At 69.8% G+C, this 15238-nt stretch carries 13 protein-coding genes and 2 pseudogenes; 8 read left to right on the top strand and 7 right to left on the bottom strand.

The genetic code is table 11. The features are described from left to right. Window positions 1–59 precede the first annotated feature (59 nt). The 3 genes from P1N55_RS00805 to P1N55_RS00795 all read left to right on the top strand — a co-directional run bounded on the left by P1N55_RS00805 (window position 60) and on the right by P1N55_RS00795 (window position 2648). Window positions 60–1766, top strand: a complete 1707-nt coding sequence (locus P1N55_RS00805) for a DUF7289 family protein (protein WP_276277144.1) — start codon at window positions 60–62, stop codon at window positions 1764–1766. Between the two features lie 90 nt (window positions 1767–1856). Further along, window positions 1857–2030: a hypothetical protein gene (locus P1N55_RS00800; RefSeq protein WP_276277143.1), complete on the top strand. Its 174-nt coding sequence runs from the start codon at window positions 1857–1859 to the stop codon at window positions 2028–2030. A gap of 63 nt (window positions 2031–2093) precedes the next feature. Further along, the gene (locus P1N55_RS00795) at window positions 2094–2648 is read left to right on the top strand and encodes a sugar O-acetyltransferase (protein ID WP_276277141.1); all 555 of its coding nucleotides are present in this window, start codon (window positions 2094–2096) and stop codon (window positions 2646–2648) included. Here P1N55_RS00795 and P1N55_RS00790 read toward each other — a convergent pair. The 5 genes from P1N55_RS00790 to P1N55_RS00770 form a co-directional block, all read right to left on the bottom strand. Next, on the bottom strand, window positions 2635–3549 hold the full coding sequence (locus P1N55_RS00790; RefSeq protein ID WP_276277140.1) for a DMT family transporter: 915 nt from the start codon (window positions 3547–3549) through the stop codon (window positions 2635–2637). The two genes, P1N55_RS00795 and P1N55_RS00790, sit on opposite strands and share 14 nt — an antisense overlap. Window positions 3550–3628: 79 nt before the next feature. Next, window positions 3629–4678 carry a lysylphosphatidylglycerol synthase transmembrane domain-containing protein gene (locus P1N55_RS00785; RefSeq protein WP_276277139.1) on the bottom strand — a complete coding sequence of 350 codons (1050 nt, stop codon included), beginning with the start codon at window positions 4676–4678 and terminating at the stop codon, window positions 3629–3631. A gap of 34 nt (window positions 4679–4712) precedes the next feature. Then, window positions 4713–5510, bottom strand: a complete 798-nt coding sequence (surE, locus tag P1N55_RS00780; RefSeq protein WP_276277138.1) for a 5'/3'-nucleotidase SurE — start codon at window positions 5508–5510, stop codon at window positions 4713–4715. A 64-nt stretch (window positions 5511–5574) separates the two neighbouring features. Further along, complete coding sequence (locus P1N55_RS00775; protein ID WP_276277137.1) at window positions 5575–6978, bottom strand: small ribosomal subunit Rsm22 family protein; 1404 nt, start codon at window positions 6976–6978, stop codon at window positions 5575–5577. After that, window positions 6975–7703: a prephenate dehydrogenase/arogenate dehydrogenase family protein gene (locus P1N55_RS00770; protein WP_276277136.1), complete on the bottom strand. Its 729-nt coding sequence runs from the start codon at window positions 7701–7703 to the stop codon at window positions 6975–6977. The genes P1N55_RS00775 and P1N55_RS00770 overlap by 4 nt, the downstream gene beginning before the upstream one ends. 155 nt (window positions 7704–7858) lie before the next feature. On the opposite strand from P1N55_RS00770, the gene P1N55_RS00765 reads away from it, so the two are divergent. Then, window positions 7859–8632 (top strand): fumarylacetoacetate hydrolase family protein, encoded by a 774-nt coding sequence (locus P1N55_RS00765; RefSeq protein ID WP_276277135.1) that lies wholly within the window; start codon window positions 7859–7861, stop codon window positions 8630–8632. Between the two features lie 61 nt (window positions 8633–8693). Next, a pseudogene (locus P1N55_RS00760) lies at window positions 8694–10324 on the top strand (GMC family oxidoreductase). A 5-nt stretch (window positions 10325–10329) separates the two neighbouring features. Here the strand turns inward: P1N55_RS00760 and P1N55_RS00755 are convergent. Together P1N55_RS00755 and P1N55_RS00750 are read right to left on the bottom strand one after the other, a co-directional pair. After that, on the bottom strand, window positions 10330–12279 hold the full coding sequence (locus P1N55_RS00755; RefSeq protein ID WP_276277134.1) for a methyl-accepting chemotaxis protein: 1950 nt from the start codon (window positions 12277–12279) through the stop codon (window positions 10330–10332). 175 nt (window positions 12280–12454) lie between these two features. Continuing rightward, on the bottom strand, window positions 12455–12910 hold the full coding sequence (locus P1N55_RS00750; RefSeq protein WP_276277133.1) for a transporter: 456 nt from the start codon (window positions 12908–12910) through the stop codon (window positions 12455–12457). 121 nt (window positions 12911–13031) lie between these two features. Here P1N55_RS00750 and hisC point away from each other — a divergent pair. The 3 genes and pseudogenes from hisC (at window position 13032) to P1N55_RS00735 (ending at window position 15221) form a co-directional block, all read left to right on the top strand. Continuing rightward, window positions 13032–14113, top strand: a pseudogene (hisC, locus tag P1N55_RS00745) (histidinol-phosphate transaminase). Beyond that, on the top strand, window positions 14110–14616 hold the full coding sequence (locus P1N55_RS00740; protein ID WP_276277132.1) for an adenylate kinase family protein: 507 nt from the start codon (window positions 14110–14112) through the stop codon (window positions 14614–14616). Before hisC ends, P1N55_RS00740 begins: the two are co-directional and overlap by 4 nt. Further along, window positions 14613–15221, top strand: a complete 609-nt coding sequence (locus P1N55_RS00735) for a CDP-alcohol phosphatidyltransferase family protein (protein WP_276277131.1) — start codon at window positions 14613–14615, stop codon at window positions 15219–15221. Before P1N55_RS00740 ends, P1N55_RS00735 begins: the two co-directional genes overlap by 4 nt. The last annotated feature ends 17 nt before the right edge of the window (window positions 15222–15238 follow it).

The following is a 15238-nucleotide window of genomic DNA, read 5'->3' as shown; positions in this document are numbered from 1 at the left end:
GTGACCGCCCCGAGCGTGGGCGGGCGCGAACAGGACCGCGGCCAGTCGGAGATTTCGGTGTGGTCCTGCTCTTTGCCATCGTCGTCTTCGGCGTCCTCGCCGTGGTCGTCGGCGGGACGGCCGTCATCGGAGAGCTGCGCGTCGACGCCGAGGTGTCCGCCGCCGAGCGGTCGCTGGCGACCTTCGACAGCGAGGCGAGCGCGGTCGCGCTCGGGAACTCGCCGTCGAGGGAAGTCGATCTCGGCCTGACCGCAAACGACGGCGAACTGCGCTCCCACGACAGCAGCTGGCTGCGCGTGGACGTCTACAACGACACCGACGGGACGACCACCGAAGTCGTGAACGCCACGCTCGGGACCGTCGAGTACGAGAACGACGGGACGACCGTCGCCTCGCAGGGCGGCGGGGTCTGGCGCAGCGACGGCCAGGGCTCGGTGATGCTCTCGCGGCCGGAGCTGCACTACCGTGACCGGACGCTCACGATGCCCCTCGTCGTCGTCGACGGGGACCCGGCACTCCAGAGCGACGTCCAGATAACCCGCACCGGCGAACCGGTCCGGCACTACCCGAACGCGACCAGCGGGCTTGAGAACCGGCCCGCCGGCGGGACGGTCACGGTGACCGTCAAGAGCGAGTACTACGAGGCCTGGGGTCGGTACCTCGAGGCCGAGACGGACGCAATCGTGACCTACGACCACGCGCGCTCGCAGGTGACCGGGCTGTTCCTGGTGCTGCCGGGACGGGCCGCGCTCGACGCGGGTCTGATCGCCACCTCGAACAACGGCGAACTCGCCATCACCGGGACCGGCGCCTACGTCGACAGTTACGACTCCTCCGAGGGCAACTACTCGGAGACCCGGGCCGCCGACGGGCTCATCCAGGCCGCCGGCGACTTCGAAGCCAGCGGGGACTCGCTGGTCGACGGGAACGTCAGGTCCGGCGGTGTCGTCGACATCCAGGGAAGCGCGTACATCAACGGCAGCGCCGCCTACACCAGCCTGCCGGCGCCCGACGCCACCGAGGAGACGAAGATCGCCGGCGGCACCAGACAGATCACCGGCGTGACCACTGTCAACCCCATCGACCCGTTCGTCGACCGCGTCGCCGCCGAGGTGCGACAGAACAACGACAACGGCGCGACGCCGCTCATCACGGCCGAGGAGTTCACGATGAGCGGGGCCACGGCCGAACTCGACGCGGGCAGGTACTACGTCCACGACGTCGAGCTCGACAACGGCGAGACGCTCGTGCTCGATACGAGCGGCGGCGACGTGACCATCGTCGTCCGCGACTACGTGAAACTGACCAAGGGTGGGAACGTGACCGTCCAGGGCGACGGAACCGCCCAGATATTCGTCCAGAGCGAGGCTGCGACCACCGTCTCGCCGACCGGCCTGGGGAACCAGGACGTGCACTTCCACGTCGGGAAGAACGCGGCCGTCTACGTGCCAGGCGAGCGGTCGAGCCATCTCAGCGTGATCGCCCCGAAGTCGTTCAAGATGACCGTCGCGGGCGCCAACAACAAGCGGGCGTCGTTCGACGGTCTCGTCTACGCCCCCGGCGGCGAGACGGGGACCGGCTACCTCTACATCAAACAGGGCGACCTGTACGGCCTCGCCGTGGTCGGCAACCTGACCGTCGGCCAGTACGGGGCGGCCCACTACGACTACGGCCTCCAGCGCACGGGCGGCATCGACTCGCCGTTCTCGACGCTCGAGGCACTCTACGTGACCGAACACCGGATTCGCGTCACGTCGGGGAACTGAGACAGGAGAGAGAGACATGATTCACAACGAGACCCACGACGACCGACCCGGCATCGAGCGTTCGACCGATCACTCCGCGGAGGGAACGTGATGATAGCCATCCCCGCGTTCCGCCCGGCTCACGTCTGCGACGACGACTGTGCCCCGTGTACCGACGTGTCGACAGTCCTCTACGAGTGTCGCCACTGCGGGACCGCCGCAGGCGTCGACGACGCGGTCTGTCACTGCTGCCAGCGGGACGAGATCGTCCGGTACGTCATCTGAACCGGTCCAGGCGGCGCTCGTTGGCGTAGTTTTATCCGGGGACCGACCGAAGCAGCGCCACCGATGCCCTCCGAGAAAGCGAAGATGCTCGACGGGGACCTGTACGACCCGAGCGACGCGCAGCTCGTCGCCGAGCGGCGAGCAGCGCGCGAACTGACCCAGCAGTACAACGGGACGGGTCACGACGAGACGGCCCGACGCCGGGAGATTCTCGACGACCTATTCGGGTCGGTCGGCGGCGAGATAACGGTCGAACCGCCCTTCCGGTGTGACTACGGGTACAACGTCCACGTCGGGGACTCCTTCTACGCCAACTTCGGGTGCGTGGTGCTGGACGTCTGCCGGGTCGAGTTCGGGGACCGTTGCATGCTCGGCCCCGGCGTCCACGTCTACACGGCGACCCACCCACTCGATGCCGACGAGCGGGCGGCGGGCGCCGAGTACGGAAAACCCGTCACCGTCGGTGACGACGTCTGGCTCGGCGGCAAGGCCGTGCTCAACCCGGGCGTGACCGTCGGCGACGGCAGTGTCGTCGGGTCCGGCGCCGTCGTGACCGAGGACGTCCCGGCCGGCGTCGTCGTCCAGGGGAACCCCGCGAGCATCGTCAAAGAGCTGTGACCGAGAGCCGGCGGAGTTCGTCCCGGAGCGCGCGCCGTTTCAGCAGGACGAACCCGACGACGATACACGCGAACCCGGTAGCGGTGAGCACCGTCGGCGTCTCCGAGAGGACGAGAAAGCCGGTCACCGCGGCGACGACGGGGGCGGCGTACGAGACCAGGTTGATCTCGATGGGGCCCAGGCGGTCCAGCAGGTCGAAGTATATCAGGAACCCCAGCGCGCTGGCGACGACGACGAGATAGCCCAGCGCCGCGAACGCCTCGGGCGTCCAGCGAATCGTCGCCGGAGACTCCCCGATGGCGGCGCTCGCACCGTGCAACACCAGCGCGCCCAGCACCATCGACCACGCCTCCATCGTCTCGATGGGGAGCGAGGCGTCGATGCGGCGGGTGATAACACTCCCGAGGGCGAACGAGGCGGCAGCGAGGAAGACCAGCGCGAGCGAGACGGTCCGGGCGGTGACGACAGTATCGGGGTCCGGGGCGCTGAGGATGCCGACGCCGAGGAAGCCGACGAGCAGGCCCGCGACGCCGACCGCCGTGAGGCGTTCGGCGGGCAGGAAGACCCGGGCGAACGCCGTCGTGAGTATCGGCGAGAGGCTGACGACGATTGCCGCCGTCGCGCTGGTCGTACCCCGTTCGCCGACGAAGAGGAAGGCGTGGTAGGCCGCGATCAGCAACACGCCGCCGACGGCGACGGCGCGCCACCCCTTGCCCGTCCGGGGGCGCCAGCGGTCGGTGGTGTAGCCGGCGTACGCCAGCATCAGGACGCCAGCGACGTCGTAGCGCAGGGCGGCAAAGAGGACGGGCGGGAAGTACGCCAGGCCGGACTTGATGGCCGTGAACGCACTGCCCCAGGCGACGGCGAGCGCGACGAACAGGAGCGCGTTTCTGAATCTCATGGCGAGGCGTCAGTTCGAACGTCCAGGGGCCCGGATTTAACCGAGGCGGTTCGGCGGCGGTACGCGTCATCCGGGGCCCCTACTCCAGGGCCCGCCAGACCGACGCCGAGAGGTAGGCGGACGCAAGCCCGCCCACGGCGACGACCAGCCAGTACGACACGAGGCGATAGAGGAGGACGGCGGCGGTAGCCACCTCCGCCGAGGAAACTGCGAGGACGACGACCGCCCCGGTCAGCGCGACCTCCGAGGTTCCGAGACCGCCCGGCGTCGGCAGCAGCGTCGCGACGCCGCTCGCCGGTGCCAGGAACAGCGCCAGCGCCAGCGGCAGGGAGACGCCGACGGCCGAGAACGACAGCGAGAGCGCGAGGCCGACGGCCAGCCACCCGGCTATCCCGAGCGTCCCGGCGACGGCGAGGCGGCGCCGGTCCCCGGTCGCCCGCTCGAAGGAATGGAGGAACGACTCGACGCCCGCGGCCACGCGCTCCGGGGCCAGGCGCCGCCCAGCGCGGGCGGAGAATCGGTCCAGTAGCAGGTGCAACAGCGCCGCGAACTGCAGGAACAGGCCGGCGACTCCCTCGCGACGGTAGGCGACGATGACGACGCCGGCAAACAGCCCGGCGGTGACCGTCGAGAGCAGTGCCACGACGTACGGCCCCTGGAGGCCGGCGACCGGCGTGATGACCAGCCCCGCCAGGCCGACGGTGGTCACGCCGAGCGAACTCCCGAACCGAAGCAGTTCGCTGGCCGAGACGGGCGGGAACACCTCGCCGAACCGCCGGTCCAGGTCCTCGGTGACGGCGTAGGAGATAATCGCCGCGCCGCCGAGGTTCCCCAGCGGGAGGACGAGCTTCCCGAAGGTCCCGGCGAGCGCGGCCAGCAACAGCCGATGCCGGGGCAGCGAGTCGTCGACGGTCCGCAGTATCCACACCGTCATCAGGTTCCAGCACAGCTGGGCGAACAGCGCCGCCGCCGCTGCGAGCGCGAGCACCCCCAGGTCCGCCCCGAGCAGTGCAGTCGAGATCGCGTCGGTGTCGAGCGAGAAGACGAGCAGGTGCAACAGGACGACGGCCAGGACGACACCGACCAGTGCGCGCACCCGGCCGGAGCGGTATCGAAGGGCCGTCGCCATCCCACCTAACGTGGGGAGACCGACGACTATGAAGTTAGGGGCTGGCCTCGGGGTCGTATGTCGACGCCAGCGCGTCGAGGGCCTCGTGGTGTTCGGTCGTGTGCGGGGCGGTCAGCGGCGAGACGCTCACCTTCCCGTCGACGACGGCGCGGCGGTCGGTCCCGTCCGGGTCGGGGATGTCGCCGTCCGCCATGCGCTCCCAGATACGGTCGTGGAGGGTCACGTGGGCGTTCTCGTGGACGGCGTCCATCTCGTAGAGTCGCGAGGGGCGGGTGATCTCGATGTCGGCGGGGCCCCACTCGGCGACGGGCGCGTTGACGTTGAGGTAGTCACACTGCTCGAAGACGCCGGCGTCGAGGGCGTGGTCGGCGAGGTAGCGCGTCGCCCGCACGGCCTCGTCGTAACTGTCTCCGTTGGCCTCGATGTCGGTGAAGGCGGCGTCCTCACGGACCGGGATGTACATCGAGACGGCGAGGGCCGGGACGTCGAAGAACGTCGCCTCGACGGCGGCGCTGACCGTGCCCGAGCGCCCGAGGACGTACGCGCCGAGGTTGGCCCCGCGGTTACACCCCGCGACGACGAGATCCGTCTGGGGGACCAGCGCCTCCAGGCCGGCGACGACGCAGTCCGTCGGCGTCCCCTCGACGGCGTAGCCCAGGTCGTGTTCGCGGACGTCGACCTCGTGGGAGATGGCGCGCCCGACGGCGCTCTGGTCCGTCGCGGGCGCGACAACGGTGACGTCGCCGACGTCCGAGAGGCCCTCGTATACCGCCCGGAGTCCAGCGCTGTCGATGCCGTCGTCGTTCGTCAGCAGGATAGCCGGCTCGTCCATACCCCCCGTCGGGTCGTGGCCGAGAAAAGCCCACCGCCTCCTCGCGGTTCGGTGGCCGGGGGACTCACCGCGCCCGGTCGACGGTCGTCTCGCCGTCGACGACGACGTTGTACGCCGCCTCGTCGTCGTTCCACAGGACGAGCGCGTTCCGGATTGAGAGTAGGTCGCCGTAGTCGGCCGTCCGGAGGTCCTCGTTGAGCAGCGAGGGGTCGGTGCGGACGGCGAAGTGGTCGACCGACTGGCTGCCGTCGCCGAGCAGATACAGCGGGTTGGCGTCCTCGCTGTCCGAGAGGTCGTGGCTGAGCTTGACCGCCAGCAGGTTCACCCGGCCGGTGACGTACTGCTCGGCGTCGGCCATCGGCGCGTGGGTGCCACGGTCCGGCGTCAGCTCGATGCGGGTCCGGCCGTCGGTCCGCAGGACGCTGAAGGCGTACTGGACGTCGACGTTGACGAACTCGCCGGTCCCGCCGCCGGCGTCGTCGAGACGCCGCTGTATCTCGGGCACCTGGAGGTCGGGCTTGCGGTCGAACGACCACGAGTCGCTCGCGGGCGCCAGGTGCGGCCAGAGGCGGACCGTCGGTGCGTACACCGTCGCCGGGCCGTCGTCGGCGACGGCGCGTTCGACCTCGCGGAGCTGTGTCGCCGTGTTCCGGTCGGCCGGCGCCATCGCCAGCATCGTCCCGTCGGCCGCGAGCGCCGAGAGGTAGCGCTCGACCACCGTGACGGGGTCTGCGAGCTCGCTGAGGACGTTCCCGAAGACGACGAGGTTGTACTCGCCGTCGGGGGCGAACGTCTCGGCGCGGTCGCGGTGGACTGTCCACTGGACGTTCGTGTCGGTCGACTCGAGGAGCGTCTCGAGGACGTCCGCGGCGGCGCTGGGTTCGACGGCGTGGTACTCCAGCAGGGCGTCGTCGGGGAGCAGGTCGACGAGCGCGAGGGCCGGGCCGCCGACGCCGGCGCCCACGTCCAGTACCCGCAGTTGCGAGGGAAGCAGGCCGTCGGCCGCGAGGTCCGCGAGGAGATACTGGGTCGCCGCGTAGTAGTCCGGGAGGTGGTAGACGGCGTACCCGTGGGCGGTGAGCGCGTCGTACTCGACGTCGGCGCCGTGGAGATACGCCTCCTTTATGTCTCGAATCCGCTCGCGGAGTCGGGAACCGCTGTCGCCCAGCTCCCAGTCGGGGCCGTACGCGTCGGTCAGCAGGTCGTCGACGAGCGACTCGTAGGCGGCCGGGAACCGGTCGACGCCGTGGAATGACACCTCCATGGGCCCCTCCGGCGCCGGGACGAACGTCCCGTCGTCCTGTTCGAGCAGTCCGAGGTCGACGGCCTCCTCGCGCAGCACCTGCCGGACGACGGCGGGGTGGGGCTGCCCCTCCACGTACTCGAATATCTCCTCGGGGTCGACGGGGCGGACGCTCCGCAGGTACCGTGCGTTGTCCCGTATCTGGTCGCGCGTCGCCTGGTTCATGAGAGGTCGTCGTACAGCTGCTGGAAGTCGTCGTAGTCCGCGTCCGCGATGCGCCGGGCGGCCTCGGCGACGGGTTCGGCCCCGTCGAAGGTCCGCTGGATGTCGGCGTAGACGTGCGGGTCGCCGCCGGTGACCTGCTCGACCAGGTCGAACAGGCCCGTCGAGACCGGCGTCTGGAACTCGTCGGGCACCCTGTCGGCGGCCAGGGCAAAGGCGAGGATGGCCGCGTGGGCCCCGGCCTGGACCGTCTCCATGGCCTCGTCGTGTTCGGCCGGCGTCGTCTCGAAGCAGTGGTTGCCGGCCGCCCTGAGCACGTCGAGCAGCGCCTCGGTCGCCTCGCCGCCGCCGTCCGTGACGACGGCGACGTTCCCGGGGGCGTTCTCCGGCGCGAACAGCGGGTGGAGGCTCATCCGGGCGGCGTCGGGTGCGGCCTCCCGCATCGCGTCGACCGGGTCCGCCATGCTCCCGGTCACGTCGACGACGGCGTCGGACGCGAGCGGGGCGTACTGCTCGATGGCGACCCGTGCGGCGGGCATCGGGACGGCGACACAGACCACCTCGAAGCGCTCGTCCGTGTCGGTCGGCACCGCGCGCCCGTCGACGGCCTCGGCGGCGGCGCGGGCGACGACCGGGTCGGTGTCGGTGAAGGCGACTGACGCCGCGTCCCGGACGGTCCGGGCGAACCAGCGCCCCATCGCGCCAGCACCGACGACTAAGACGTTCATTGGCGGCCGTAGCCCGTCACGTCTCAAAAGCGGTTCGGTCACCCAGCCACGTGGTGATACCCCAGGAGACGTAGACGCGGTAGACAGTCGTCGAACAGGCTGCTGGAAGGGACGCCTCCTAAACGCTTATCCCTCGCGCGCGAGTCCGCAAAGCCATGAAGCGCGTCCGATTCCGTGATTCCGCGGGGAACGTCCGCGGCGGCCACTGGACCGTCGAGGACGGCGAACCCAAGGTCACCGCCGCCGCCGGCCCGTACGGTCGCATCGCGTTCGGCGACGAGATGTACTCGCCCGACGAGGTCGACATCCTGCCGCCGTGCGAGCCGACCAAGATCGTCTGTATCGGCCTGAACTACGTCGACCACGCGGAGGAGACCGACAGCGAGATTCCGGACCGGCCGATGCTGTTCCTCAAGGCCCCCAACTCCGTCGCCTCCCACGGCAGCAATCTGACGCTGCTGTCCGGGAAAGAGCGCATCGACTACGAGGCGGAACTGGGCGTCGTCATCGGCGAGCAGTGCAAGAACGTCAGCGAGTCGGGCGCGATGGACGTCGTCGCCGGGTTCACCTGCGTCAACGACATCTCGAACCGCGACGACCAGGACGTCGAACAGAACTGGGTGCGCGGGAAGGCCTTCGACAACTCCGCGCCCATCGGCCCGGTGGTGGCCACGCCGGAACACGTGCCCGAGGACGCGAGCATCGAACTGCGCGTCAACGGCGAGACCAAGCAGTCCTCGTCCCGTGACAACCTCATCTTCTCTATCCCCGAGCTCATCGCGGAGATAACCGACTACATGACGCTGGAACCGGGTGACGTCATCTCGACCGGGACGCCCGCCGGCGTCGGCCCGCTGTCGTCCGGCGACGAGGTGGAAGTCGAGATAGAGGGTATCGGCACGCTCAAACACTCGGTCAAGATTCCCTGACCGGGCTGGCGGCCGCGGAGATGACAACGGATAAGTTTAGGCTCACCTAAGACGTTCCCAGATGGGGCGGGAACCGTCCGAACGCGTCGACGTCTGTGTCGTGGGTGCCGGACCGGCCGGGGCACTCGCTGCGAGCTCGCTCGCCAGCGACGGCCACGACGTCGTGGTCCTCGAGGCGGGCCCGCGGTTCGACTTCGAGAGTCGCCAGCGCCGCATGGAGGAGGCGATTCGCCCCGGGCACCACGGGTCGGTCTGGGAGATGGGCGGCGAGCGCGACGCGTTCAGCGCCACCGGCGAGCAGTACTACCCGCTGAACGTCGCCCGCGTGAAGGGCGTCGGCGGATCGACGCTGCACTGGCAGGGGATGGTGATGCGACTGCACCCGACGGACTTCGACGGCGGCCACGGGAACGACGACCCTGCCTGGCCCATCGGGTACGACGACCTGCGGCCGTACTACGCCGATGCCGAACGGGCACTTGGCGTGGCGGGCGACGCCGACAACCCCTTCGCGCCGGCCCGCGAGGACCCGTTCCCGCTCCCGGGGTTCCCGCCGTCCCACAGCGACTCGCTGTTCGCCGAGGCCTGCGAGGCACTCGGCATCACGACCCACTCGGTGCCGAACGCCCGCAACTCCGAGGGCTACGACGGCCGCAGCGCCTGTGTCGGCTACGGCACCTGTCAGCCGGTCTGTCCCTCCGGCGCGAAGTACGACGCCAGCGTCCACATTCAGGACGCGGAGGCGGCGGGCGCCCGGGTCGTCGACCGCGTCCCCGTCCAGCGTCTCGAGACGGACGGCGACGGGCGCGTCTCGGCGGCAGTGTACGCCACCCCCGACGGGACCGAGCACCGACAGGCGGCCCGGGAGTTCGTCCTCGCGGCCGGGGGCGTCGAGATTCCGCGCCTCCTCCTGCTGTCCCGCTCGGCGGCCCACCCCGACGGCCTCGCGAACGCCTCGGGCCTGGTCGGCCGGTACTTCATGGACCACCTCTTTGCGGGTGCCGGCGGGACCCTCGACCGGGAGACCAGACAGAACCACGTCGGGTTCATCACCAGCGAGTGCCACCAGTTCTACGACGACCCCGGGCAGGCTGTCGAACGCATCGAGACGGGCGAGACCGTCGTCCCGTCGGCCGGCGAGCGACTCTCGCCCATCAAACTGGAGTTCCTGAACTACGCCGGTCCCTCGCCGGTCGAACTGGCACTCGACGCCGACGACTGGGCGACTCGCTGCTGGCGGACCTCAGAGGGGACTACGGCACCAGCATCGCGATGGGCGGCCTGGTCGGCCAGCCGCCACGCCGCGAGAACCGGGTCACGCTCGACACCACGACCACCGACGACCACGGCAACCCCGTCCCCGACATCCAGTGGTCGTTCGGCGACCGGTTGGCGCGCTCGGTCGACCGGGCCACCGACATCCAGCACGCGGTGCTCGACGAGCTGGGCGTGGACGTCTCCTGGACGGTCGGTCCCGAGAACACCGGCCCGGCGTACCACCACATGGGGACGACCCGGATGGGGACCGACCCCGAGACGAGCGTCGTGAACCCGCAGTTGCGGACCCACGACCTGGCGAACCTCACCGTCGCCTCCTCGTCGGTGTTCGTCACCAGCGGGTCGATGAACCCGACGCTCACCATCGCCGCGCTCGCACTGAAAGCCGCCGACCACGTCGCAGAACGGTTGTAGGCGGGCTAGAACTCGGTGCCGCCGTCGGCGAGGTGGGCGCCGCGTCCCCCGGACGTCCCGGCGGCCGCCGACTCGCCGACGTCGAACGTCTCGATGAGCTCTTGCAGGCGCGTCGCCCGGTCGCGCAGCGACTCGACGTTGCTGGTGACCTGCGAGATGGAGGCGGTCTGTTCCTCGGCAGCGGCCGAGGCCTGCTGGGTCTCGCCGGCGGTCGACCGGCTGATGTCCGCGACCTCCTCGACCATCGCGACCACCTCTTCCGTGCTCGCGGCCTGGTCGTCGGTGGTGTCGCGCACCTCCTGAATGCCGCTGTCGGTCGCCCGGGCGTTGTCGGCGACCGTGTCGAACGCTGCCACCACGTCCTCGACGGCGTCGACGCTCTCGGCCATGTACGACTCCGCGGCCCGCGCCTCCTCGACGGTCGCCGCGGTCTGTGACTGGGTCTCCTGGATGAGCTGTTCGATCTCGGTCGCCGACTGCTGGGTCTCCTCGGCCAGCTGCTTGACCTCGTTGGCGACCACGGCGAACCCGTCGCCACCGCCGCCGTCGCCGGCTCGCGCAGCCTCGATGTTCGCGTTCAGCGCGAGCATGTTGGTCTGCTCGGCGATGTCGCCGATGAGCTCGATAATCTCGCCGATCTCGGCCATCTGGTCGTCCAGCGACTCGACGTTCGCGACCGTCTCGTCGATGGCCGACTGGACCTCGCGGGCGTCGGCGATTGCGTCCTCGGCCGTCGACTGGCCCTCGTCGGCGACGTCGGTCATCTCGCGAGACCGCTCTGCGATCTCCGAAGCGGAGGCGGCCGCCTCCTCGACAGTAGCCGAGAGGTCGGTCATCTCATCTGCGACCTGTTCGAGCATCTCGCGCTGTTCGTCGGCCCCGCTGGCGATGGTCTGGATGGACTCGCTGACCTCGCTGCTCGCGTCGCGGGCCTCTGCCGTGCCGCTCGAGGCCTCCTCGCTGGCGGTGGCGACGGTGTCGGCAAACGACTGTATCTCCCACATCGCCTCGGCCGTCTCGTCGAGCATCCGGTTGAACGACTCGCCGATCTGTGTCATGGCGTCGCTCTCGCTGTCCGGGTCGAGGCGCACGGTGAGGTCGCCTTCGGCGGCCCGGGACATCCCCTCGCTGTAGGCGTCGGCCTTGGCCTCGAGGTGGGTGACCAGCGCCTCGACCTCCTCCTGGCGCGCCTCGGCTTCGGCTTTCAGCCGCTCTGCCTCGGCCATCTCGGCCTCTATCTCCTCGCGCCTGGCCTCGAGGTCGTCGATCTGCTCGGTCTTTGCCTCCACTGCCGCGAGTTGCTCGTGGACCTCCTCGCGGGACACCTCCGTCGAGTACCAGTGGGCCATCAGCGCACCGGCGAGACCGAGGATGAAGATTGCGTGGACGACGGCCCAGGCGAGCGGGTTCTCGACCGCTGCCGTGTGATTGTACATCTCGCTGGGGTTGTAGAGCCCGAAGACGCTGTGCTCGACGGTGACGAAGAGAATCCCGACCAGGAAGGGCAGCCAGTCCTCGTAGATGGCGACCACGGCCATCACGACGAAGAAGTGGAAGTGGGCCTCGATGAACCCGCCGGAGAAGTGGACGAGGACCGCCGATGCCGTCAGCAGCCCCATCGAGGCGATAGCGGTCCGTGCCCGCCGCGGCAGGCGGGACGTGTACCCGAGGGCCGCGAACACGAGCAACACACCAGCCTCGAGGAATACGTGAGACGGTTCGAACGCAGGCAGGGTCGCGCCGGTCACCAGCGACTCCGTCCCCTCGAACAGGCCGATGAGGACGAGGAAGGGGACGTGCGCCACGATGAGCCAGAGGATCTTTCGGTGGCGACTCCGCCAGGTCTCGTCGGGGATCGTGTCACCGGCGGGGATGTACTGCAGGAACTCGCGAACGGAGTGTCCCAACCCGGTCCCGCCCGAACGGGTCGTGCCGGTCGCAGCCGATTGTGACATAGTTTGGTCACTCGAGTACCTCGGAAAAACTGTTCCCCTCCGACTATCAGGAGCTATAATCGGGTCCGGATGGGCGGCCAGATGACGGCGGACGTTCGAGCGGCCGTTCGCGAAGATGAAATCGTTATTGAAACCGTAGGTGTCCCGACGGGCGTCGGAGAGCAGCGCCTTCTGGTCAGCCAAAGAGGCCGAGGATCGCGCCGGCGTCGAGCAACAGGAGCACGGCGACCAGCGACGCCCCGAGCAGGAAGGGGCGGGCCTCGCGGGCCGGTTCGCGGACCTTCTGTGCGTCGAACCCGTCCTCGAGTTTCGACCCGGCGACTTCGACGAGGCCGGCCAGCAGGAACCACAGCGCGACCATCGCCAGGACGAGGTGGCCACGGGGCGACCCCGTCAGCGACTCGGCGGTGTAGCGGGTCGCGGCGAGGTGCCCGCCCGTGAGCAACAGCAGGAGCGCGCTGGCCCGCGAGACGGTCCGGAGTTTCCCGGTCATCGCCGCGAGCGGCCCAGGGCGTGCGTCCCCCGCCATCGCCAGGGGTAACACGGCGTAGGTAGTGAACAACACGCTTCCCGACCAGAGTCCGGCGAACAGCAGGTGCACACCGAACACGCCAGCGTCGACGACGCTCATACCCGGTGGTAGGACGGCCCCCTCTTGAACCTCGGGGAATCGACCTGCCGGCGACCGGCCGCCGAGACGGCTCAGCGGACATGTGGCCACGTTTATGCCGCCCCACCCGTTTGAGTCAGCCATGGAACCACGGGACCTCTCGTCGCATACGGTCTATCGGGCGGGTCGCGGTATCGAGGAAGTCGCCCGGGAGCTCGGTCTCGACCCCGATGACATGGTGAAGCTGGCGTCGAACGAGAACATGTTCGGCCCCAGCCCGCGGGCCGTCGAGGCCATCCGGGCGTCCGCCGAGCGGATGCACTCGTACCCGAAGGCCTCACACACCGACCTGGTGGCCGCCATCGCGGGAGAGTGGGACTGTACCCCCGAGCAGGTGTGGCTGGCCAACGGCGGCGACGGCGCGCTGGACTACCTCGCCCGGGCGATGCTCGAACCGGGCGACGACGTGCTCGTCCCCGACCCGGGATTCGCCTACTACCCGATGAGCGCCCGCTACCACCACGGCGGCGTCGAGGAGTACACCCTCGCGAAGGAGTTCGACTTCGCCCAGACGGCCGACACCGTCCTGAGAGACTACGACGGCGAGCGCATCGTCTACCTGACGAGCCCCCACAACCCCACCGGGGCGGAGTTCTCGCGGGCCTCCGTCGAGGCCATCGCCGCCGGAACGCACGACGACACGCTCGTCGTCGTCGACGAGGCCTACGGCGAGTTCAGCGAGTCCGAGAGCGTGCGCCCGCTGCTGGACGACCGTGACGACGTCGCCATCCTGCGGACCTTCTCGAAGGCCTACGGCCTCGCCGGGGTCCGCCTCGGCTACGCCCTGGTGCCCGAGGCGTGGGCCAACGCCTACGCGCGCATCAACACGCCATTCGCGGCCAGCGAGCTCGCCTGTCGGGCCGGGCTGGCGGCACTGGACGACGACGACCACGTCCAGAAGTCCGTCGAGACGGCCGCCTGGGCCCGCGAGTACATCCGCGAGGAGCTGGCCGCCGACACCTGGAAAGCGGGGGGAACTTCGTGCTCGCGGAGGTCGGCGACGCGTCGGCCGTCGCCGAGGCCGCCCAGGCCGAGGGGATCATAATCCGTGACTGTTCTTCCTTCGGGCTGCCCGAGTGCATCCGTATCACCTGCGGGACCAGGGAGGGCACGAAGCGGGCCGTCGCGGTGCTCAACGACGTCATCGAGGTGGTCGAGGCGTGAGAGTCGCCGTCACCGGGACGCCGGGGACCGGCAAGACGACGGCGACCGACCGGTTGCAGACCGACCTCGACGTCGTCCACCTCAACGACGTCATCAAAACGGAGGGGTTCTCGACCGGGGTCGACGAGGACCGAGGGAGCCTCGTGGCCGACGTGGACGCCGTCGAGGCGTGGCTGGAGGGGCGCGATGATATCGTCTTCGAGTCCCACCTCGCCCACCACTTCCCCGCCGACAGGGTGGTGGTGCTCCGCGCCCATCCCGACGCCGTCGTCGAGCGACTGCGCGACCGGGGCGATTCGGACGCCAAGGCCTACGAGAACGCCGAGGCGGAGGCGCTCGACGTCGTCCTCTCGGAGGCCGTCGAGCGCCACGGCCGTGAGGCAGTCTACGAGATAGACACGACCGACCGGGACCCCGACGAGGTGGCCGCCGCCATCGAGGCCGTCCTCGCCGGCGAGCGCGCCCCGAGCGCGGGTGAGGTGTCGTTCATCGACTGGCTATGACGCTGGACCAGTACCGCTCGCTGGCCGACCGGGCGCTCGTGCCCTTCGTCAGCGCCGCCCGGGCCGTCGGCCTCTCGCCCAACGGCGTCAGCGTCATCGCGTTCCTGCTGGCCGTCGCCGCCGGCGTCGTCTTCGCGTTCGCCGCGCGAAGTCCGCTCCTGTACCTCGCCGGCGCGCTCCTGGTCTTTTTCAACGGCTGGCTCGACATCGTCGACGGCGCGCTGGCACGGGAACTGGACGTCGCCTCGGCCGGCGGTGACCTGCTGGACCACGTCCTCGACCGCTACGCCGACCTCGTCATCATCGTCGGGCTGGCGGCGGGCCTGGACCGCTGGGCGCTGGGCGTCGCCGCCGTCACCGGCGTCCTGATGACCTCGTACCTGGGGACCCAGGCCGAGGCCGTCGGCCTCGACCGGGTCTACGGCGGCCTGCTGGGTCGGGCCGACCGGCTGGCGCTCGTCGGCCTCACGACGGGCGTGGCCGCGTTCGTCAACCCGTCCTTGCTCGGGGTCACGCTCGTGGGGTGGTTGCTCGTCGTCTTTGCCGTCGTGGGACACATTACCGCCGTCCAGCGGTTCTACTACGCGATGCGGGCCCTGGAGTGACAGCCCAGCGCACCATT

It is taken from the genome of Haloarcula regularis (assembly GCF_029338315.1).
In the GTDB taxonomy this organism is placed as follows: domain Archaea; phylum Halobacteriota; class Halobacteria; order Halobacteriales; family Haloarculaceae; genus Haloarcula; species Haloarcula regularis.
Note: the sequence above shows the minus strand (reverse complement) of the source record. Positions and strands in the feature narration are given on the sequence as shown.

Coding starts and splice junctions, on each gene's coding strand:
- P1N55_RS00800 (WP_276277143.1), top strand. CDS start 1,857: ATGATAGCCATCCCCGCGTTCCGCCCGGCTCACGTCTGCGACGACGAC.
- P1N55_RS00795 (WP_276277141.1), top strand. CDS start 2,094: ATGCCCTCCGAGAAAGCGAAGATGCTCGACGGGGACCTGTACGACCCG.
- P1N55_RS00790 (WP_276277140.1), bottom strand. CDS start 3,549: ATGAGATTCAGAAACGCGCTCCTGTTCGTCGCGCTCGCCGTCGCCTGG.
- P1N55_RS00785 (WP_276277139.1), bottom strand. CDS start 4,678: ATGGCGACGGCCCTTCGATACCGCTCCGGCCGGGTGCGCGCACTGGTC.
- surE (WP_276277138.1), bottom strand. CDS start 5,510: ATGGACGAGCCGGCTATCCTGCTGACGAACGACGACGGCATCGACAGC.
- P1N55_RS00775 (WP_276277137.1), bottom strand. CDS start 6,978: ATGAACCAGGCGACGCGCGACCAGATACGGGACAACGCACGGTACCTG.
- P1N55_RS00770 (WP_276277136.1), bottom strand. CDS start 7,703: ATGAACGTCTTAGTCGTCGGTGCTGGCGCGATGGGGCGCTGGTTCGCC.
- P1N55_RS00765 (WP_276277135.1), top strand. CDS start 7,859: ATGAAGCGCGTCCGATTCCGTGATTCCGCGGGGAACGTCCGCGGCGGC.
- P1N55_RS00755 (WP_276277134.1), bottom strand. CDS start 12,279: ATGTCACAATCGGCTGCGACCGGCACGACCCGTTCGGGCGGGACCGGG.
- P1N55_RS00750 (WP_276277133.1), bottom strand. CDS start 12,910: ATGAGCGTCGTCGACGCTGGCGTGTTCGGTGTGCACCTGCTGTTCGCC.
- P1N55_RS00735 (WP_276277131.1), top strand. CDS start 14,613: ATGACGCTGGACCAGTACCGCTCGCTGGCCGACCGGGCGCTCGTGCCC.